We start from the raw sequence: 18,984 nt of genomic DNA, 5'->3' as shown, positions 1-18,984 counted from the left end.
ACGACTGAAAAAATAAATACCGCGCGATGGAATAAACCCTCGTGGGGTTCGTCTGCTTGATTCTTCTCACTTGTGGCCGATGGCCCTGGAGTCTTTCATGGTAGATCGATCAACACCGCCAACCCGGCCACCCTTGAGTGGCGCGAGCCTGGTGCTGCGCCTGGCCGGCATTGCCGTGGTCGTCGCCGCAGTGGCTGGGGCGTTTGCCTACGTCAACGGCACCCTTGACCCACAGCGCCTGACCCCGAAAAAGCTGATCAATGTGCTGGAAACCAACAACGGTGTGCATCCGGGGTTCCGGCGCAACCACTCCAAAGGCGTGTGCGTGATCGGCCATTTCGAGAGCAGTGGTGAGGCGCGTAGCTTTTCCAGCGCGCAGGTATTCAATCAGGCACGCACGCCCGTGGTCGGTCGTTTTGCCTTGCCCGCGGGCAACCCTTATGCACCAGACAGCGCGGTGCCTATCCGCAGCATGGCCTTGCGTTTCACCCAGGCCAACGGCCAGCAGTGGCGCACCGGGATGAACAGCATGCCGGTGTTTCCGGTGGGTACACCGGAGGCGTTCTATCAGTTGCAGCAAGCCCAATCGCCGGTTCCCGCGACGGGCAAACCGGACCCTGCCGCGGTACCTGCATTCTTCGCTTCGCACCCGGAATCCGCGCCGTTCCTGGCCTGGATCAAGACCGCCAAACCTTCGGCCAGCTACGTGACCGAAACCTACAACAGCGTCAACGCGTTTTACCTGGTTAACGCCGCAGGACAACGGCAAGCCGTGCGCTGGAGCATGGTACCGGTGGCCCAGGATGCGCCGGGCGCTACGGCGCCTGCGGGCACCGATTTCCTGGAGAAGGATCTGGTTCAGCGCATCGCCGCAGGGCCGTTGCGTTGGCAGTTGAACATCATCCTGGCCAACCCCGGCGATCCGGTCAACGACGCGAGCAAGGCCTGGCCAGAGGGGCGCAAAGTGTTGAACGCGGGGACATTGGTCCTTGAAAGCACCCAGCCGCAACTCAACGGCGAATGCCGTGACATCAACTACGACCCGCTGGTGTTGCCTGCCGGGATCGAAGGTTCCGACGACCCATTGCTCGCCGCTCGCTCGGCCGGTTATTCCAATTCCTACCTGCGTCGCACCAGCGAAGTCAGCCAGTTACCCGCCGCCAAACAGGAGGCCCAGCAATGAGTACTCAACCGAAGCATTTCGCCCCCCTGGCGCGCCTGCTGCACTGGCTGATGGCACTCATGGTTATGGCCATGCTGTTTATTGGCGCCGGCATGGTCGCTTCGGTGTCCGAGCGTCATGAATGGCTGATTCACCTGCACAAGCCGTTGGGAGTCGCCATCCTGCTGCTGGTGATCGTGCGCCTGGCGGTGCGCTTCTCTACCCAACAACCCCCGCTGCCGGCCGACCTCCCGGGTTGGCAAGTGCTGGCGGCCAAGGCATCGCACGTCTTGCTGTATGCCTTGATGCTGGTATTGCCGTTGTTGGGCTGGGCGATGATCTCGGCGTCGGGCGAGCCGGTGATGCTCAGCGGTTCATTGCAATTACCATCGATCGTGCCGCCGAATGCGCAGGTGTTCGCGTTCCTGCGCAAGGCGCATGGGTATCTGGCGTATCTGCTGTTCCTGACCGTGCTGCTGCATCTGGCGGCGGCGTTGTTTCATGGTTGGGTGCGGCGCGATGGTGTACTGCAAAGTATGCTGATGGGAAAAGACCGGAGTTGAGAAGTCGGGCAGCGCCCCATTCTGAGCGCGCTGCCTGGTATGTTCGCATTTACACGAGGGATATATTTCGAGATTGGGAAAACGGGTTTAATGTGCAAAATCGGTTTTTTATAGCGATATGGTATTTTGATTTCTAGAAAACTGTCATTTCTTACAGGTTCTTTCTTCTGGAAAAGCTGATCACATATTTTTAGCTATTTTTGGGCGTGCCAGATGGCTATTGGTATTTAACAAGTTTAAAGGGAGAGCAACCATGGTGGTATTTAATCGCTTCAATGGTATGCAACGTTTTAAAAGCTCATTATCTGTCATTGCAATATCAACCTTGGCGGTAGCTTGTTCATCCGGCCCATCTGTTAACCAAGCGGTGTCCCTTCCATTGTTATCGAAAAATTCCAACGTCCAGGCGGAGCCGAACCAAATAAGAGACTGGCGCGGTCCGATCTGGTGGATACCCTTTTATGTAGTCGAAGCTTAATGCCAAAGCGATGGAACGAGTTTTGTAATGGCTGGAGAAAAGTACGAAGAAGGCCGCAAAAAGCTCTACATTGGATGTGCACTGCCACAATATCAAGGTGCTGGCTTGCATTCGCGATTAGCTGAAAGAATTACTTTACCTTACGAAACAAATAGTACGATGTGTCCAGAAAATAAGGTTCAGGCAAGTTTCGGCCTGAATAATACCGGGAACGTTAGACTTGTAATGACTTGCGTAGGACTGGCTAAGGAGTGGACGGCTATGCGAATTCCCAATACGAGCGTGCACCCTGTCACACACCCCTTTGCATGCCCGGAAGGTCAATATTTAAGAGGGCAGCAGATCGACAGTTCAACTGGTAATATGGCTTACTACTGTGGACGCCCCGAGCCGGGAGAAAACTTTCGGCCCCCAGCGCCAACAGGATTCAAAAAAATAAGTTCAACGCAAAATACGATTACCTTTGGCTGGAATGCGGTGGAGGGAGCACAAAAATATCGAGTGACACGCTCTGACCCTTACCCAGGTATCAATCTTGGAGCGACTGGAGCGACGACACTTACTGTTGATGCGCCTGCTGCGCTGAGATGGTATTCGATAAAATCAATAGTCAATGGGTACGAGTCGCAGAAATCGGATTCTATTTTGGCACGTCCTTGATGGAGAGATCTAACACGATGTGAGATCATGTTAGATCTGCCGTATTATAATTTAGCGAAGTTCGCCAATTATATCCGCCACTGTTGCCAACACATCCTTCCCCAACTGCTTCGACCGCTTCCCCGACCACCCCGTCAACGGGTTCGGATGATCATCATGATCCTTGAACGGCATTTCCAGGGTCAGCGACAGGCAGTCGTACTTCTGGCCAACGCTGTTGCACGCCAGGGTCATGTTGGCCTGGCCCGGTTCGTCGCGGGTGTAGCCGTGTTTGGTCTGGAAGTCCTTGGTGGTGTGTTTCAGGTGGCTGCGGAAGTGCTCTTCGAGTTTTTCGATGCGCGGCGTGTAGCCTGGATTGCCTTCGCAACCGGCGGTGAACACGTGGGGGATTTCCTCGTCACCGTGGACGTCGAGGAACAGGTCGACGCCGTACTGTTCCATCTGTTGCTGGACGAAAAAGACTTCCGGGCTGATCTCCGGGCTGGCGCTCTGCCAGGCGCGGTTCAGGTCCTGGCCCATGGCATTGGTGCGCAGGTGGCCGTGGAAGGCGCCGTCCGGGTTCATGTTCGGCACCAGGTACAGGTCGGCGCTGGCCAGCAGTTTGTTAAGCACCGGGTCGTCGTGTTTTTCCAGGCGCTCGATCACGCCCTCCATGAACCACTCGGCCATGTGTTCGCCGGGATGTTGCTGGGCAATGATCCATACCTTGCGCTGGCCTTCGGCACCGGTGCCTTTGCGCAGCAGTTGGATGTCGCGACCTTCGACACTCTTGCCGGTGGCCAGCAGTTCGGTGCCGGCCTTGGTCAGCGCCTGCTCGATCAACCAGTCATGACGCCCCCGGCTGTAGGGTTCGAAGTAGGCGAACCAGGCGTGGGTCTGTTCAGCTTCGAGGCTGAAGCGCAGGCAGTCGCCCTCGAAGATGGTCGGCACGCGGAACCAGTTGACGTGGTCGTAGGACGCTACGGCTTGATAACCGGTCCAGGCCTTGTTGTAGGAGGACTGGCTGGCATTGTTCAGGCGAAACCAATGGTCCTGGCCGACATGCAGGCCGCTGGCCTTGAAGTGGAACCACTGGAAATGGTTGCTCTTGGTGTCGGGGCGGATGGCCAGCAGGGGCTTGAGCGGGTCGCTGACATCGATGACCTGGATGTTGCCGCTGTCGAAGTTGGCAGTGATTTCGAGCGAGGATTTGGCCACGGTCAGGGTTCCTGATTGAGATTTTTATGGCGGCTACTTTACACGCAAGCTTAGAGGGTTAGCAGCGCGGATAAAACGTTTCACCCGGCGTGCTGTGGTTTGCATTTCTGTCGTGTTACCACACGCACCTTATTGTGGCCGTAAGGTGACAACTTGGGGCATTTCAACTCGCCTGCTGCGACGTACCGGGCTGAAGCCGAGCCTTCCTGTAGACCAATACATCAATCCAATCAGATACCTGCACATGCGGCACGTAACTTGGCATGCAATGTGCTCTTTTGGATATATGGATAATTGGTTACAAAAATACAAAAGGTGCACCGATGAAATTCGCCCCTGCCTACACCGAGCGCCAACCCGTCACCGCCGAAGAGGAGGCCTACAACTTTCTCCTGGAGGCTATCTGTAAAGGCCGTTACCGCACCGGTGAGCGCCTGATTGCCGAGGACATCGCCGGGGAAATCGGCATGAGTCGCATGCCGGTGCGCGAGGCCTTCCGGCGCCTGGATGCCGATGGCCTGGTGACGTTACGGCCCAATCGCGGCGCGATCGTGCGCGGCCTGAACATCGAGGAGATGCGGGAAGTCTTCGAGATGCGCAGCGCCCTTGAAGGCCTGGCCATCCGGGTCGCCGTGACAAAACTCAGCGAGCGCCATTTCAGCCATCTCGAGCGCCTGCTCGACGAGATGGACGATTACCGCGAGGACGGCGCCGAGTGGGTCAGCCGCCATCGGGCCTTCCATGAATACCTGTGCAGCCTGAGTGAACGGCCGCGCCTGATGCGCCAGATATCGGCACTGTATTCGGTGATCGAACCGCACATGCGCCTGTGGCTGCAACACGCCGACAAACCCCGCAGCGCCCGGGACGAGCACGCCTCGATCATAACCGCACTGCGTTCGGGCGATCCGGACAAGGCGGCCGCGGTGGTGTGCGAACACATCGAAGGCACCATTCCGCGACTGATTCACTTTCTCGAAGCCCACCAATAGCCCAGAAACCACACCCCTTGTAGGAGCCGGCTTGCCGGCGAAGGCGGCCGAATGAGCGAAGCAAGACTCAAGCGCCAATCGCTGGCAAGCCAGCTCCTACAGGGACACCGTTGCAGCCCACTGGAGTCATGCCCATGCACAAGCCTTGCGCGTTAGTTGCCGTGTTCACCTTGAGTCTGTGTTCGCAGTGGGCGTTCGCCGCCCCCCGAGTTACCCGAGCGATTGAGCAAGAGCGAGAAGATCGTCTATTGCTCCGGCATGGATTCCCCTCCGTTGGTGTCGTTCGACGTGAAGCAAAAACCGGTGGGGTTGCAGGTCGACATGGGCGAAGCGATTGCCCAGCGCCTGGGTGACAAAAAGGTCGAGTGGCGCATCTCGCCTTTCGCCGGGCTGATCCCGGCGCTGCTGGCGCAGCAGTGCGACATGATCGTCGATCAGCTGTTCGACAAGCCCGAACGCCGCGAGGTGATCGACATCGTCAACTTCATGTATTCCAGCCAATCCATCGTGGTGCCCAAGGGCAACCCCAAAGCGGTGAACAGCCTGGAAGATCTGTCCGGATTGAAGGTGGCGGTCAGCAACGGTTCGACGATCCGGGTGCTGCTGGGCAAGGAAAACGAAAAGCTCGAAGCGGCCGGCAAGGCACCGATGAAACTGGTGGTGTACAACGTCGACGCCGATGCGTTCCAGGCCTTGCGCATCAATCAGGTGGACGCCTTCGGCACCACGGTCGAATCCGCCGGCCATTACCAGCAACTCGCTCCTGACCTGTTCCAGTCGGCGGTGCCGGCGTTCAACCGCATCCTCACCGGTTTCGGCGTGCGCAAGAGCGACCCGCAGCTGACCGTGGCCTTGACCGAAGTCCTGCAAGGCATGCGCGCCGACGGCAGTTACGCCGCGCTCCTCAGTAAATGGCACGTCGACAGCGACAAACTGGACTGAGGGCAGACCGGATGAACTTCAATTGGGATGTGTTCTGGCAGTACCTGTTGCAGCCCAGCGATGTCTACCTGACGGGGCTGTGGCTGACCTGCCTGATCAGCGTGTCGGCGATGTTGCTCGGTTGCGTGCTGGGGCTGATCGCGGCGTTGATGAAGCTGTCGAGTAATCCGCTGTTGCAGTACCCGGTGCGCTTTTATGTCTGGCTGATGCGCGGCACGCCGTTGCTGGTGCAGATCGTGTTTCTGTACACGGCATTGGCGGCAGGGGGGATATTCCGCTTCGAAGACCTGGATCTCGGCTGGTTCATCGTGCCGGGCAACATCCAGGCGGCGATCATCGCCCTGGGCCTGAATGAAGGCGCGTACATGGCGGAGATCATCCGCGCGGGCATCGGTGCGGTGGACAAGGGCCAATACGAAGCCGGGCGATCCCTGGGCATGACCTTTGCCAAGTTGATGCGGCGCATCGTCCTGCCCCAGGCGTTCCGGGTGATCGTGCCGCCGCTGGGCAACGAGTTCAACGTGATGCTGAAAAACACCACGCTGGTCAGCGTCATCGGGGTGCAGGAATTGCTGCTTAGTACACAAATGGTGACCTCGGCGACGTTCCGGGTGTTCGAGTTGTACCTGGTCGTGGCCATCTACTTCCTGGCATTGACCACGTTGTGGGGCTTTTTCCAGCGCTGGCTGGAACAACGTTTCGGCCAGTCTGATCGTCCGGCACCGGCAGCCAGCCGGATGTTCGGCCGCAACACCATGAAACTGTTGAGGGGGCGTTGAGATGGCGCGCATGAGTGAAGAACTGGTCATCGAGGCGCTGGATATTCACAAGTCTTTCGGTGACCTGGAAATTCTCAAGGGCATTTCACTGCAAGTGAAACGCGGTGAAGTGGTGGTGCTGATCGGCGCTTCCGGTTCCGGCAAAACCACCTTTATCCGCTGCATCAACCTGCTGGAAGAGATTCAATCCGGGCAGATCCGCGTCGGCGGTCGGCCCATGGGCTACCGCACCCGGGCCGATGGCAGCCTGGCCCGGGACTCGGAACGCAACATTGCCCGCCAGCGCCGGGACATCGGCATGGTGTTTCAGCGCTTTAACCTGTTCCCGCACATGACGGCCCTGGAAAACATCATCGAAGCGCCGATCCAGGTGCTCGGTGTGTCGCGCGCGGCAGCGCTGGAACAGGCGAGGGCGCTGCTCAAGCGCGTCGGGTTGGCGGAAAAGGCCGATCACTATCCGTCGATGTTGTCGGGTGGCCAGCAGCAGCGAGTGGCCATTGCCCGGGCGCTGGCCATGAAGCCCCAGGCGATGCTATTCGACGAGCCCACCAGCGCCCTGGACCCGGAGACGGTGGGCGAAGTCTTGCAAGTGATGAGGGAGCTGGCCGAGGAGGGCATGACCATGGTCGTGGTCACCCACGAAATGGGTTTTGCCCGGGAAGTGGCCGACCGGGTGGTGGTGCTCGATCAAGGTGAGTTGATCGAGCAGGGGCCACCCGAACAGATCTTCAGCCAGCCCAGGCATGCCCGTACCCGTGCCTTTCTGAGCCGCGTGCTTTGAGTCCATCAAACAAATTTGTGTGAGTCCTGCCATGTTCAATTTTTCTGCCCATGAGTACCCCTACGCCTCACAACGTCAAAGTGTCTTCGCCAAACGCGGCATGGTCGCCGCGTCGCAGCCATTGGCCGCCGAAGCCGGGATTGAAATGATGCGTCGCGGTGGCAATGCCATCGATGCCGCCATCGCCACGGCCGCGGCCCTGACGGTGGTCGAACCCACCGGTTGCGGGATCGGCGGCGACGCCTTCGCGTTGGTCTGGACGCAAAACAAGCTGCACGGTCTGAACGCCAACGGTGCGGCCCCGCAGGGTCTGAGCATCGAGGCGGTGAAGGCGGCCGGTCATGAAAAGATGCCGCTGCATGGCTGGACGCCCGTGACCGTGCCGGGCTGTCCATCCGCCTGGGCAGAGTTGTCCACGCGTTTCGGTCGCCTGCCCTTTGCTGATGTGTTGCAGCCAGCGATAAGCCTGGCGCGGGATGGGTTTCCGCTGTCGCCGGTGGTTGCGTTGCAGTGGCAAACCGCGCTGGAAGACTTCACCCCGGATCGTAACGAGGTGCTGGAAAGCTGGTTCGAAACCTTTCTGATTGATGGCCGCGCACCGCGCGCAGGTGAACTGTTTCGCAATCCGGCCCAGGCACGCACCTTGAGTGAACTGGCGGCCACCGGTTGCGAAAGCTTTTATCGCGGGGCGCTGGCGCAACGCCTGGATGCCCATTCGCGCGCCACGGGCGGCTATCTGCGCGCCAGTGATTTGCAAGACTACCGCGCCCAGTGGGTCGAGCCGATCAAGGTCAACTACCGCGGCGTCGACGTCTGGGAAATTCCACCGAGCGGCCAGGGACTCGTGGCCCAGATGACGCTGAAGATTCTCGAGGGTTTCGATTTCGACCACCGTGACAGCCAGCAGACCTGGCACCGTCAGCTCGAAGCCATGAAACTCGCCTACAGCGATGGCCTGCACTACATCACAGACCCGCAGCACATGCGGGTCGCCGTGGACGACCTGCTGAGCGACGCCTACGCCAGCCATCGCCGGGCACAGATCGGTGAACGCGCGGTGGCACCACAACCGGGAGACCCCCATGCCAGTGGCACCGTCTACCTGGCCACCGCCGACGCCGACGGCAACATGGTTTCATTCATCCAGAGCAATTATCACGGTTTCGGTTCCGGCGTGGTGTTGCCGGACAGCGGCATCGCCCTGCAAAACCGCGGTGAGGAGTTCAGTCTTGATCCCGCTCACGCCAATTGCCTGGCACCCGGGAAAAAGTCCTTCCACACCATCATTCCCGGGTTTCTCAGCAAGAACGGTGAGGCGCTGGGACCTTTCGGCGTGATGGGCGGCTACATGCAGCCGCAGGGGCATGTGCAGATGGTCATGAACCTGGTGGATTTCGGGCTGAACCCACAAGCGGCCCTGGATGCACCGCGCTGGCAGTGGTTGGGCGAAATGAAGGTGGGCATCGAGCAGGACGCTTCGCGAGACATGGCGGCGGCACTGGCACGGCGCGGGCACGAAGTGCAGGTGGTGTGCGATCGCACGAGTTACGGGCGTGGACAGATCATCCTGCGCGACCCTGAAACCGGTGTGTTGTGTGGCGGGACCGAGCCGCGTGCGGACTCGCATATAGCCGTGTATTGATGGCCTGAAGGGGGGGGGCGTCCTCCCTGACGCCGTCGCAGCTTAGAGATTATGCGATTGATTCTCAAGTGCTATTTGCCATTACTTTGCCCCAATGCCACAAGGCTTCTCTTGCCAACTGATGTTCTTTTGATATGATCCGCGCCATCGAATTTGCGACACATCAAGACTTCATTAGCCTGAAGCCATAAGCCAGAAAACTGGCAAAAAAAGACCCGGCAAAAAGCCGGGTCAAAAACCGTGATTAGCCTGATGAGGAGATAGTCCAGGAGACCGACCTAAGGTCACCTGGTCCATCGACTGATCTCGCGACCAGCTGATGCAATAATAATCATTCTCGTTTGCAAGTCAAACGATTTTGTCTGCGCGTCAGGAAAACTCTTTCCTGTCCTTCTGTTCGGCACCTACCTGCTAGCCATTCCTGCCACCCTCCAGGGAGCGGTTCAACATTGCCTTTGCCATGTCGATCATGTGCACGGTCGAAAGCGCCAGGTCCCGATGCGCACCGTGCAGGTGACTGGCTGACTCGTAGGCAGTGGCGGCGGCGCAACGTAGCAGCCCGGAAGCATGCACCAGGGCTTCCTCGATGCTGATGTTACGGTTTACGTCAAACCAATGCTCCTGCACGCCTTCCTCTGCAACAGCTGGTTTCAAGTAATAATCCAGCGCGCGCTGTGCGGCGGCAGAGCCCTGGGGAGTGTGGAGGGACGTATCGATTTGCACGTCGGGCAAGTCGTTGCTGGGTGGATTCATGATCAAGGCGAGCTCCGTGATAAATTCAGGTCCGTGATCTCATCCTAATACGTTACGTATTTGTGACAATAGTATTAATAATACATTTTGTGTTTTGCCGGGCGAGGGCCGCCACGTATCGTGCCGCACATGGATAAATGGATAGAATTGGTCAAGGCCAAGATGAGTGAACTCAAGATCACTCAGGAAATACTCGCCGACCGCCTCGGGATGTCCCAGGGCGGCATCGGGCATTGGTTGACCAAACGCCGTCAGCCCGGCATCGACGACATGAATCGAGTCCTGCAGGCGCTGGGCCTGGACTTTCTGGAAGTGGCGCTGGTGATTCGCGAGCCTGCGCACGAACAGGATGATGAGGTTTGCCTGACGCAAAAGTACAACCCGTACTTTCGCTACCCGGTCAGTGACTGGCGGGACACCGCGCAGGTGCGCGATGGAGAGCAGGCGCCGTACCGTTTCGAACTGTCCGACTACCACGCCCGAGGCGCGGCGTTCTGGTTGACCGTGGTGGGTGATGCGATGACCGCACCCAGTGGCCCCAGCGTGGCCGAGGGCATGTTGATCCTGGTGGACCCGGATGTGGAAGCGGTGCCGGGCAAACTGGTGATCGCGCAATGGCCTGACAGCAGCGAGGCGATTTTCCGCAAGTTGAGCGAAGAGGGCGGGCAGCGTTACCTGGTCCCGCTCAATCCAACATACCCGAAAAGCCTGTTCAGCGAAGAATGCCGAATCATCGGCGTGGTGGTCCAGGCCACCGTGAAGTTCTAGCCCGGCCGGCCCGCGCCATGCGCACGGCCGGCCTGGCTGTCAGGCTTCTTCCAGTTCGACCAGCGCACTGCCTTCGCTGACCATCTCGCCTTCCTGGCAATACAGCGCCTTGACCACACCGGCCTGGGGCGCGCGGATGCTGTGCTCCATCTTCATGGCCTCCAGCACCACCAGTTGCGCCCCGGCTTCGACCGTTTGCCCGGCCTCCACCAGCACGCGCACGATGCTGCCATTCATGGGCGCGGTGAGGCCGCCGTGATGGCTGTGACTGGCTTCAACGGCCGTGATCGGGTCGTAGGTCTCGATGCGGCGCAGCTCGCCTTCCCATTGCAGGAACAGGTAGTCACCACGGCGGATCGCCCGGTGCTGGCGGCGCACGCCGTCGTGCTCAGTCAGCAACTGCTCGCCGGTGAGTCGTGCGCTGTGGGACTGCGGGTTGCCCAGGGTCAAGGCGCGGTCTTGGCCCTCGCAACTCAGGTGCAGGGTGATTTGCGCGGGCAGGCCGGCGCGCAGGCCGTTGCCGATCGCCCATGGCGAGCTCGGGTCATCGGCACGCGACGTGCTGGGCAGGCTCTGGGCAAAGGCCTGGCCGGCGGCTTGCCAGAATTCGTCGCTGAGCGCCGCGGGCTGTGGCAGCAGTTGTTCCTGATAACGGGGGATAAATCCGGTATCGAGTTCGGCCTGGGCAAACGCCGGGTGGGCGATGATTCGCCGCAGGAAGTTGATGTTGGTCTTGAGCCCGCCGATGGCGAATTCATCGAGCATGCTCAGCAAGCGCAAGCGCGCCTGTTCACGGTCTTCGCCCCAGGCAATCAGCTTGCCGAGCATCGGGTCGTAGAATGGCGAGATCTCGTCGCCTTCTTCAACACCGCTGTCCACCCGGCGACCCGCACCCGGCGCGGATTCGCGATACAGCTCCAGGCGACCGGTCGCAGGCAGGAAGTCATTGCCCGGATCTTCGGCGTACAAGCGCACTTCAATCGCGTGACCGTTCAGCGGCACCTGATCCTGGGTCATCGGCAAGGCTTCGCCACGGGCTACGCGGATCTGCCAGGCCACCAGGTCGAGGCCGGTGATGGCTTCGGTCACCGGGTGTTCGACTTGCAGGCGCGTGTTCATCTCCATGAAGAAGAACTCGCCGCGGGCATCGAGCAGGAATTCCACGGTGCCGGCTCCGACATAACCGATGGCCTGCGCCGAACGCACGGCCGCCTCACCCATGGCGCGGCGCAGTTCGGGGCTCAGGCCTGGCGCTGGTGCTTCTTCGACGACTTTCTGGTGCCGACGCTGGATCGAGCAGTCGCGCTCGTTGAGGTACAGGCAGTTGCCGTGTTGATCGGCGAACACCTGGATCTCCACGTGACGGGGTTTGAGCAGGTACTTCTCCACCAGCATCCGCGAATCGCCGAACGACGATTGTGCTTCGCGCTGGGCCGAGGCCAGGGCTTCGGCCAGTTGGCTGACGTCCTCGACCACTTTCATGCCCTTGCCGCCGCCGCCGGCCGTGGCCTTGAGCAGCACGGGATAGCCGATGCGTTCGCAGGCGGCGCGGAAGGTCTCGAGGTCCTGGGCTTCACCGTGGTAGCCCGGCACCAACGGCACGCCGGCGGTTTCCATCAAGGCCTTGGCCGCGGATTTGCTGCCCATGGCGTCGATGGCCGAGGCGGGCGGACCTAGGAAGATCAGGCCGGCGGCTTCGATGGCGCGGGCGAACCCGGCGTTCTCGGACAAAAAGCCGTAGCCGGGGTGTATTGCCTGGGCACCGCTGGCCTTGGCGGCGGCGATCAGTTTGTCGATCTGCAGGTAACTGTCGGCGGCCTTGCTGCCACCGAGGTCGACGCGGATATCGGCTTCACGGCTGTGCCGGGCATCGCGGTCGGTGGCACTGTGCACGGCCACGGTGGTCAGGCCCAGGGCCTTGGCGGTGCGCATCACCCGGCAGGCGATTTCGCCGCGGTTGGCCACCAGCAGGGTAGTGAGGACAGGTGCGCTCATCAACGCGGCTCCTTGGTGGTGGTTGCAGCTTGCCAGCTCGGCGGACGTTTTTGCAGAAAGGCGCGCAGGCCTTCCTGGCCTTCGGGACTGACGCGGATGCGGGCGATGGCGTTCTCGGTGTAGCGACGCAGGGACGGGGTCAACGAGCCGTCGCCGACTTCCCGCAGCAAGTCCTTGCTGGCGCGCATGGCGGCCGGGCTGTTGAGCAGCAGGTTGTCGATCCACTGCTGGATTTTCTGTTCCAGCTCGGCGATTGGGTAACTCTCCGACAGCAGGCCGAGTTCCCGTGCCCGTTGCCCGCCGAAACGTTCGGCGGTCAGGGCATAGCGCCGCGTCGCGCGTTCGCCGATGGCTTGCACCACGAACGGGCTGATCACCGCCGGCGCCAGGCCGATGCGCACTTCCGACAGGCAGAACTGCGCGTCATCGGCGCCAATGGCCATGTCGCAGCAACTGATCAGGCCCAGCGCGCCGCCGAAGGCTGCACCTTGCACCACCGCCAGTGTCGGGATTTTCAGCTTGGCCAGGTTGTACATCAGCTCCGCCAGTTCCCGGGCGTCGTCGAGGTTGGTGGCGTAATCGAGTTCCGCCGATTGTTGCATCCAGGCGAGGTCTGCACCGGCGCTGAAATGCTTGCCACGACCGCGCACGATCAGGAATCGCAGGCTGGCATCGCTGGCCACCTTGTCCAGGGCGAGGATCAGTTCGCGGATCATCTCGGCGTTGAAGGCGTTGTTCTTTTCTTCACGGCTGAGCCACAGCGTGGCGAAACCACGTGGGTCGGTCAGCAGTTCGAGGGTATTGAAGTCGCTCATATTCATCCGTCTCCACGGTCCTTGTAGGAGCGAGCTTGCTCGCGATGGATTACAGGGCGGCGCGTTAATTCAGAAAACACGCGTTATCGTTAACGTCCATCGCGAGCAAGCTCGCTCCTACAAAAAAATCACATCCGGAACACGCCGAAGCGGCTCGGTTCGATTGGCGCGTTCAACGACGCGGACAAGGCCAGTGCCAGCACGTCGCGGGTCTGGGCCGGGTCGATGACGCCGTCATCCCACAGGCGCGCGCTGGAGTAGTAGGGGTGACCCTGCTCTTCATACTGGTCGAGGATCGGTTGCTTGATCTCGGCTTCCTGTTCGGCGCTGAAACCCTGGCCGGCACGTTCGGCCTGCTCGCGCTTGACCTGCACCAGCACGCCGGCCGCCTGTTCGGCACCCATCACACCGATGCGCGCATTCGGCCACATCCACAGGAAGCGCGGATCGTAGGCCCGGCCGCACATGCCGTAGTTCCCGGCACCGAAGCTGCCGCCGATGATCACGGTGAACTTCGGTACCTTGGCGCAGGCCACCGCGGTCACCAGTTTCGCGCCGTGCTTGGCGATGCCGCCGGCTTCGTATTTCTGGCCGACCATGAAGCCGGTGATGTTTTGCAGGAACAGCAGCGGGATACCGCGCTGGCAAGCCAACTCGATGAAGTGCGCGCCTTTCTGTGCCGCTTCGGCGAACAGGATGCCGTTGTTGGCGAGGATGGCGATCGGATAACCGTGCAGGTAGGCAAAGCCGCACACCAAGGTAGTCCCGAACAGGGCCTTGAATTCGTCGAACACCGAACCGTCCACCAGCCGCGCGATGACTTCACGCACGTCGAACGGTTGCTTGGCATCGGCCGGCACCACGCCATACAACTCGTCGCTGGCATAGAGTGGGGCGATCGGGGTGCGTTGCTGCACTTCACCCTGTTTGCGCCAGTTGAGATTGGCGACGCTGCGCCGGGCCAGGGCCAGGGCGTGTTCATCGCTTTCGGCGTAATGGTCGGCCACACCGGAAATCTTGCAGTGCACGTCGGCCCCGCCAAGATCCTCGGCACTGACCACTTCGCCCGTTGCGGCTTTCACCAGCGGTGGGCCGGCGAGGAAGATCGTCGCTTGCTCGCGCACCATGATCGCCTCGTCGGCCATGGCCGGTACGTAGGCACCGCCTGCGGTGCAGGAGCCCATGACCACGGCAATCTGCGGGATGCCCTGTGCGCTCATGTTGGCCTGGTTGAAGAAAATCCGGCCGAAGTGCTCGCGGTCTGGAAACACTTCGTCCTGGCGCGGCAGGTTGGCGCCTCCAGAGTCCACCAGGTAGATGCACGGCAGGCGGTTTTGCTGGGCGATCGTCTGGGCGCGCAGGTGCTTTTTCACCGTCAGCGGGTAGTACGAGCCACCTTTTACCGTGGCATCGTTGGCGACGATCATGCATTCGACGCCTTCCACCCGGCCGATCCCGGCAATCACGCCAGCGGCGGGCACGTCTTCGCCGTACACCTCGTAGGCCGCCAGCTGGCTGATTTCCAGAAACGGCGAGCCCGGGTCGAGCAAGCGGTTGATGCGCTCGCGGGGCAGCAGTTTGCCCCGGGAGGTGTGGCGCTCTTGCGCTTTCGGGCCGCCACCTTGCGCCACTTGGGCCAGCAGGGTGTGCAGGGCGTCAACCTGTTTGAGCATCGCCGCGCTGTTGGCGGCGAACTCCGCCGAACGGGGGTTGAGCTGGGTATGTAGGATCATGGCTTACTCCGTAAGCAGCTTTGAGCGGCACGCTACAAGCTGCAAGAGGGTCGCTTCTACTTGTGGCTTGAAGCTTGCCGCTTGCAGCTGACGAAATTCATTTCGTCTCGTTAAACAGTTCACGCCCGATCAGCATGCGACGGATCTCACTGGTGCCGGCGCCGATTTCGTACAGCTTGGCGTCACGCAGCAGGCGACCGGCCGGGAATTCGTTGATATAGCCGTTGCCGCCGAGAATCTGGATCGCGTCGAGGGCCATTTGCGTGGCGCGTTCGGCGCTGTAGAGGATCACGCCGGCAGCGTCCTTGCGGGTGGTTTCGCCGCGCTCGCAGGCCTGGGCTACCGCATAGAGATAAGCGCGGCTGGCGTTGAGCTGGGTGTACATGTCGGCGACCTTGCCCTGGATCAGTTGGAACTCGCCGATGCTCTGGCCGAACTGCTTGCGGTCGTGGATGTACGGCACGATCAGGTCCATGCAGGCCTGCATGATCCCGGTCGGGCCGCCGGACAGCACGACACGTTCGTAGTCGAGGCCGCTCATCAGCACTTTCACGCCGCCGTTGAGCACGCCGAGGATGTTCTCCTCCGGCACTTCGACGTCATCGAAGAACAGCTCGCAGGTATTCGAGCCGCGCATGCCCAGCTTGTCGAACTTGTTGCTGCGGCTGAAGCCTTTCCAGTCGCGCTCGACAATGAAAGCGGTGATGCCGTGGGGGCCCTTTTCCAGGTCGGTCTTGGCGTAGATCACGTAGGTGTTGGCATCCGGGCCGTTGGTGATCCAGGTCTTGCTGCCGTTGAGCACGTACTTGTCGCCACGCTTGTCGGCGCGCAGTTTCATCGAGACCACGTCGGAACCGGCGTTCGGTTCGCTCATGGCCAGGGCGCCGATGTGTTCGCCGCTGATCAGCTTCGGCAGGTACTTGGCTTTCTGCTCGTGGTTGCCGTTGCGGTTGATCTGGTTGACGCAGAGGTTGGAGTGGGCGCCATAGGACAGGGCCACCGAGGCCGAGCCACGGCTGATTTCTTCCATCGCGACCACGTGCGCCAGGTAACCCAGGCCGGCGCCGCCGTATTCTTCCGGTACGGTAATGCCCAGCAGGCCCATGTCGCCGAATTTGCGCCACAGGTCGGCGGGGAACAGGTTGTCGATGTCGATCTGAGCAGCGCGCGGGGCGATCTCTTTGGCGACGAAGGACTGGACCTGATCGCGCAGCATGTCGATGGTTTCACCGAGGGCAAAGTTCAGGGATGGGTAGCTCATGGGGCACCTTTTGGCTTTTTTGTAGGGTGGGGAGGGCGGTGTTTCAGCTCTCACCTTTACGTTAACGTAAACCTGTGACGAAAGGCTGTCAATCGCCCTTTACGTTAACGTCAACTTGAGCGAGAGTAGGGGCATTGAAACCTGTAGGAGCGGGCTTGCCCGCGAAGGCGTCGGATCTGTCGACATCAGTGTAGAACGTGCCGGCCTCTTCGCTGGCAAGCCAGCTCCTGCAGGGGACCATTCGCAGCCCATTAATAAAGACAATAGGGGTCGTCATGGATCAACCCAGTGCAAGCCCGCAACGCAGTTACACCCGTGGTTCCCAGGACAAAGCCTTGCTGGCGATGACCATCGGCCAGGCGTTCGACAACACTGTCGCGCAGTACCCGGACGGGGAGGCGCTGGTGGTGCGCCATCAACAGCTGCGCTACACCTGGCGGCAACTGGCGGATGCGGCAGACCTGCAGGCCAGGGCGCTGCTGGCGCTGGGCCTGCAGGCCGGCGACCGTCTGGGCATCTGGGCCCCAAACTGCGCCCAGTGGTGCATCACGCAGATTGCCACGGCGAAAATCGGCGTGATCCTGGTCAACATCAACCCGGCCTACCGCAGCTCCGAACTCGAATACGTGTTGAAACAGTCCGGCTGCCAGTGGCTGGTCAGTGCCGGGGCGTTCAAGACCTCCGACTATCACGCCATGCTGCAGGGCCTGGTGCCGGAGCTGGCGGAGCAAGCCATCGGCAAATTGCACAGCGAGCGCCTGCCGGATTTGCGCGGGGTCATCAGTCTTGATGCGCAGCCTCCAATCGGTTTCCTGCCATGGTCGCAACTGAGCGAGCTGGCGGGCAGCGTATCGGTCGAACAATTGCACGAACGTCAAAACAGTCTGCATTTCGATCAGGCGGTGAACATCCAGTACACCTCCGGCACCACCGGCTTCCCCAAGGGCGCGACCCTCAGCCACTACAACATTCTCAATAATGGCTACATGGTCGGCGAAAGCCTGGGCCTTACGGCCTGCGACCGGTTGGTGATCCCGGTGCCGTTGTACCACTGCTTTGGCATGGTCATGGGCAACCTCGGCTGCATCACCCACGGCAGCACCATGATCTACCCCAACGACGCGTTCGATCCGCTGTTGACCCTCAGCACCGTCGCCGAAGAACAGGCCACCGCGCTGTATGGCGTACCGACCATGTTCATCGCCATGCTCGATCAACCCCAGCGCGGCGATTTCGACCTGTCGAGCCTGCGCACCGGGATCATGGCCGGTGCCACCTGTCCGATCGAGGTCATGCGCCGGGTCATCAGCGAAATGCACATGAGCGAAGTGCAGATTGCCTACGGCATGACCGAGACCAGCCCGGTGTCGTTGCAGACCGGTCCGTCGGACGATCTGGAATTGCGCGTGACCACGGTCGGCCGTACCCAGCCACAGCTGGAAAGCAAGATCATCGACGAGGCCGGCAACCTGGTGCCCCGTGGCACCATCGGTGAGCTGTGTACCCGCGGCTACAGTGTGATGCTCGGCTACTGGAACAACCCGCAAGGCACGGCGGAGGCGATCGACCAGGCCGGCTGGATGCACACCGGTGACCTGGCGAGCATGAATGAGGAGGGCTACGTATGCATTGCCGGGCGCAACAAGGACATGATCATCCGCGGTGGCGAGAACATTTATCCGCGCGAACTGGAGGAATTCTTCTTCACCCACCCGGCAGTGGCCGATGTGCAGGTGATCGGCATTCCTTGCTCGCGTTATGGTGAAGAGATCGTCGCCTGGATCAAGTTCCACCCCGGTCACAGTGCCACCGAGCAGGAGCTGCAAGCCTGGTGCAAGGAGCGCATCGCGCACTTCAAGACACCGCGTCATTTCAAGTTCGTGGAAGAGTTTCCGATGACGGTGACGGGCAAGATCCAGAAATTCCGGATGCGCGAGATCAGCATTGAGGAGTTGCGTAGCAATAAGGCCTGACTCATTCCCTTGTAGGAGCGAGCTTGCTCGCGAAGAACTCAAGAGTGTCGCGTTGATCCAGAATGAGCGCGTTATCGTTGACGACCTTCGCGAGCAAGCTCGCTCCTACACAGGGCCGTGGAAATCTCAAACGCCAGACAGCACAAAGGGGAGCCGAAGCTCCCCTTTAATTTTCGTTGCGCTGCTCTTTTTTTATTATTGAGGGGCGGTCTGTTTTTGTTTTTGGTGACCGTTGACCCTTTACCGCTGTTTTTGTCGATCCCCATCCGGGATCAAGAGCAAACGTATTTTTTTGAGCGCTGATCTACTTTTTCGCTGAGCGATCCAACCAGTTCGGGAGCTACCTGAAGGTAGTTTTATTATTCTCTGCCCGGTTGCGGGTAACTCCGAAAAGCACCCTGAAAAGCACATCCTCTCCAAAAAAATCTGTTAGCTGCGTCTCTGCCGTGTTGTTTTTGTTATGTCAGAGTCGTTACGTCTTGTTTTTATT

General features: G+C 60.3%; 16 protein-coding genes and 1 pseudogene. 10 read left to right on the top strand and 7 right to left on the bottom strand.

Annotated features, from left to right (window positions below; all coding sequences use genetic code 11):
• The first annotated feature begins 97 nt into the window (after nt 1–97).
• Nucleotides 98–1,183 carry a catalase family peroxidase gene (locus SOP85_RS05520; protein ID WP_323626334.1) on the top strand — a complete coding sequence of 362 codons (1,086 nt, stop codon included), beginning with the start codon at nt 98–100 and terminating at the stop codon, nt 1,181–1,183.
• Nucleotides 1,180–1,725: a cytochrome b gene (locus SOP85_RS05515; protein WP_323607523.1), complete on the top strand. Its 546-nt coding sequence runs from the start codon at nt 1,180–1,182 to the stop codon at nt 1,723–1,725. Before SOP85_RS05520 ends, SOP85_RS05515 begins: the two co-directional genes overlap by 4 nt.
• A 180-nt stretch (nt 1,726–1,905) precedes the next feature.
• Here the strand turns inward: SOP85_RS05515 and SOP85_RS05510 are convergent, their stop codons facing one another.
• Entirely contained in the window at nt 1,906–2,124 is a 219-nt protein-coding gene (locus SOP85_RS05510; RefSeq protein WP_323626333.1) for a hypothetical protein, read from the bottom strand.
• Between the two features lie 106 nt (nt 2,125–2,230).
• Between SOP85_RS05510 and SOP85_RS05505 the strand changes: the two genes are divergently transcribed.
• Complete coding sequence (locus SOP85_RS05505) at nt 2,231–2,863, top strand: hypothetical protein (protein ID WP_323626332.1); 633 nt, start codon at nt 2,231–2,233, stop codon at nt 2,861–2,863.
• Between the two features lie 51 nt (nt 2,864–2,914).
• Here the strand turns inward: SOP85_RS05505 and SOP85_RS05500 are convergent, their stop codons facing one another.
• Nucleotides 2,915–4,066 (bottom strand): M14 family metallopeptidase, encoded by a 1,152-nt coding sequence (locus SOP85_RS05500; protein WP_323626357.1) that lies wholly within the window; start codon nt 4,064–4,066, stop codon nt 2,915–2,917.
• 317 nt (nt 4,067–4,383) lie between these two features.
• Between SOP85_RS05500 and SOP85_RS05495 the strand changes: the two genes are divergently transcribed.
• From SOP85_RS05495 to SOP85_RS05475, 5 genes and pseudogenes are all read left to right on the top strand, one after another.
• Nucleotides 4,384–5,052: a GntR family transcriptional regulator gene (locus SOP85_RS05495; RefSeq protein WP_323626331.1), complete on the top strand. Its 669-nt coding sequence runs from the start codon at nt 4,384–4,386 to the stop codon at nt 5,050–5,052.
• A 134-nt stretch (nt 5,053–5,186) separates the two neighbouring features.
• A pseudogene (locus SOP85_RS05490) lies at nt 5,187–5,994 on the top strand (ABC transporter substrate-binding protein).
• An 11-nt stretch (nt 5,995–6,005) separates the two neighbouring features.
• Nucleotides 6,006–6,773 (top strand): amino acid ABC transporter permease, encoded by a 768-nt coding sequence (locus tag SOP85_RS05485; RefSeq protein WP_274076566.1) that lies wholly within the window; start codon nt 6,006–6,008, stop codon nt 6,771–6,773.
• A 1-nt stretch (nt 6,774) separates the two neighbouring features.
• Nucleotides 6,775–7,554, top strand: a complete 780-nt coding sequence (locus SOP85_RS05480; protein ID WP_323626330.1) for an amino acid ABC transporter ATP-binding protein — start codon at nt 6,775–6,777, stop codon at nt 7,552–7,554.
• Between the two features lie 31 nt (nt 7,555–7,585).
• Entirely contained in the window at nt 7,586–9,196 is a 1,611-nt protein-coding gene (locus SOP85_RS05475; protein ID WP_323626329.1) for a gamma-glutamyltransferase family protein, read from the top strand.
• 411 nt (nt 9,197–9,607) lie between these two features.
• Here the strand turns inward: SOP85_RS05475 and SOP85_RS05470 are convergent, their stop codons facing one another.
• Nucleotides 9,608–9,949, bottom strand: a complete 342-nt coding sequence (locus tag SOP85_RS05470; protein ID WP_274076563.1) for a DUF6124 family protein — start codon at nt 9,947–9,949, stop codon at nt 9,608–9,610.
• A 129-nt stretch (nt 9,950–10,078) separates the two neighbouring features.
• Between SOP85_RS05470 and SOP85_RS05465 the strand changes: the two genes are divergently transcribed.
• Nucleotides 10,079–10,717, top strand: a complete 639-nt coding sequence (locus SOP85_RS05465) for a LexA family protein (RefSeq protein WP_274076562.1) — start codon at nt 10,079–10,081, stop codon at nt 10,715–10,717.
• Between the two features lie 39 nt (nt 10,718–10,756).
• Here the strand turns inward: SOP85_RS05465 and SOP85_RS05460 are convergent, their stop codons facing one another.
• From SOP85_RS05460 to SOP85_RS05445, 4 genes are all read right to left on the bottom strand, one after another.
• Nucleotides 10,757–12,712, bottom strand: coding sequence for an acetyl/propionyl/methylcrotonyl-CoA carboxylase subunit alpha (locus tag SOP85_RS05460; protein ID WP_323626328.1), 1,956 nt, complete (start codon nt 12,710–12,712; stop codon nt 10,757–10,759).
• Nucleotides 12,712–13,527: a gamma-carboxygeranoyl-CoA hydratase gene (locus SOP85_RS05455; protein ID WP_274076560.1), complete on the bottom strand. Its 816-nt coding sequence runs from the start codon at nt 13,525–13,527 to the stop codon at nt 12,712–12,714. The genes SOP85_RS05460 and SOP85_RS05455 overlap by 1 nt, the downstream gene beginning before the upstream one ends.
• Nucleotides 13,528–13,655: 128 nt before the next feature.
• Nucleotides 13,656–15,260 (bottom strand): carboxyl transferase domain-containing protein, encoded by a 1,605-nt coding sequence (locus SOP85_RS05450; RefSeq protein ID WP_323626326.1) that lies wholly within the window; start codon nt 15,258–15,260, stop codon nt 13,656–13,658.
• Nucleotides 15,261–15,357: 97 nt separating this feature from the next.
• Nucleotides 15,358–16,521 (bottom strand): isovaleryl-CoA dehydrogenase, encoded by a 1,164-nt coding sequence (locus SOP85_RS05445; protein WP_274076558.1) that lies wholly within the window; start codon nt 16,519–16,521, stop codon nt 15,358–15,360.
• A 275-nt stretch (nt 16,522–16,796) separates the two neighbouring features.
• Here SOP85_RS05445 and SOP85_RS05440 point away from each other — a divergent pair, with 275 nt between their 5' ends.
• Nucleotides 16,797–18,494 (top strand): AMP-binding protein, encoded by a 1,698-nt coding sequence (locus tag SOP85_RS05440; RefSeq protein WP_323607515.1) that lies wholly within the window; start codon nt 16,797–16,799, stop codon nt 18,492–18,494.
• Nucleotides 18,495–18,984 lie beyond the last annotated feature (490 nt).

Source organism: Pseudomonas sp. YuFO20 (assembly GCF_035064975.1).
Classification (GTDB): domain Bacteria; phylum Pseudomonadota; class Gammaproteobacteria; order Pseudomonadales; family Pseudomonadaceae; genus Aquipseudomonas; species Aquipseudomonas putida_AE.
Note: the sequence above shows the minus strand (reverse complement) of the source record. Positions and strands in the feature narration are given on the sequence as shown.

Excerpts from the sequence above, each read along its gene's own strand:
- SOP85_RS05520 (WP_323626334.1), top strand. The coding sequence starts at position 98 with ATGGTAGATCGATCAACACCGCCAACCCGGCCACCCTTGAGTGGCGCG.
- SOP85_RS05515 (WP_323607523.1), top strand. The coding sequence starts at position 1,180 with ATGAGTACTCAACCGAAGCATTTCGCCCCCCTGGCGCGCCTGCTGCAC.
- SOP85_RS05505 (WP_323626332.1), top strand. The coding sequence starts at position 2,231 with ATGGCTGGAGAAAAGTACGAAGAAGGCCGCAAAAAGCTCTACATTGGA.
- SOP85_RS05495 (WP_323626331.1), top strand. The coding sequence starts at position 4,384 with ATGAAATTCGCCCCTGCCTACACCGAGCGCCAACCCGTCACCGCCGAA.
- SOP85_RS05485 (WP_274076566.1), top strand. The coding sequence starts at position 6,006 with ATGAACTTCAATTGGGATGTGTTCTGGCAGTACCTGTTGCAGCCCAGC.
- SOP85_RS05480 (WP_323626330.1), top strand. The coding sequence starts at position 6,775 with ATGGCGCGCATGAGTGAAGAACTGGTCATCGAGGCGCTGGATATTCAC.
- SOP85_RS05475 (WP_323626329.1), top strand. The coding sequence starts at position 7,586 with ATGTTCAATTTTTCTGCCCATGAGTACCCCTACGCCTCACAACGTCAA.
- SOP85_RS05470 (WP_274076563.1), bottom strand. The coding sequence starts at position 9,949 with ATGAATCCACCCAGCAACGACTTGCCCGACGTGCAAATCGATACGTCC.
- SOP85_RS05465 (WP_274076562.1), top strand. The coding sequence starts at position 10,079 with ATGGATAAATGGATAGAATTGGTCAAGGCCAAGATGAGTGAACTCAAG.
- SOP85_RS05460 (WP_323626328.1), bottom strand. The coding sequence starts at position 12,712 with ATGAGCGCACCTGTCCTCACTACCCTGCTGGTGGCCAACCGCGGCGAA.
- SOP85_RS05455 (WP_274076560.1), bottom strand. The coding sequence starts at position 13,527 with ATGAGCGACTTCAATACCCTCGAACTGCTGACCGACCCACGTGGTTTC.
- SOP85_RS05450 (WP_323626326.1), bottom strand. The coding sequence starts at position 15,260 with ATGATCCTACATACCCAGCTCAACCCCCGTTCGGCGGAGTTCGCCGCC.
- SOP85_RS05445 (WP_274076558.1), bottom strand. The coding sequence starts at position 16,521 with ATGAGCTACCCATCCCTGAACTTTGCCCTCGGTGAAACCATCGACATG.
- SOP85_RS05440 (WP_323607515.1), top strand. The coding sequence starts at position 16,797 with ATGGATCAACCCAGTGCAAGCCCGCAACGCAGTTACACCCGTGGTTCC.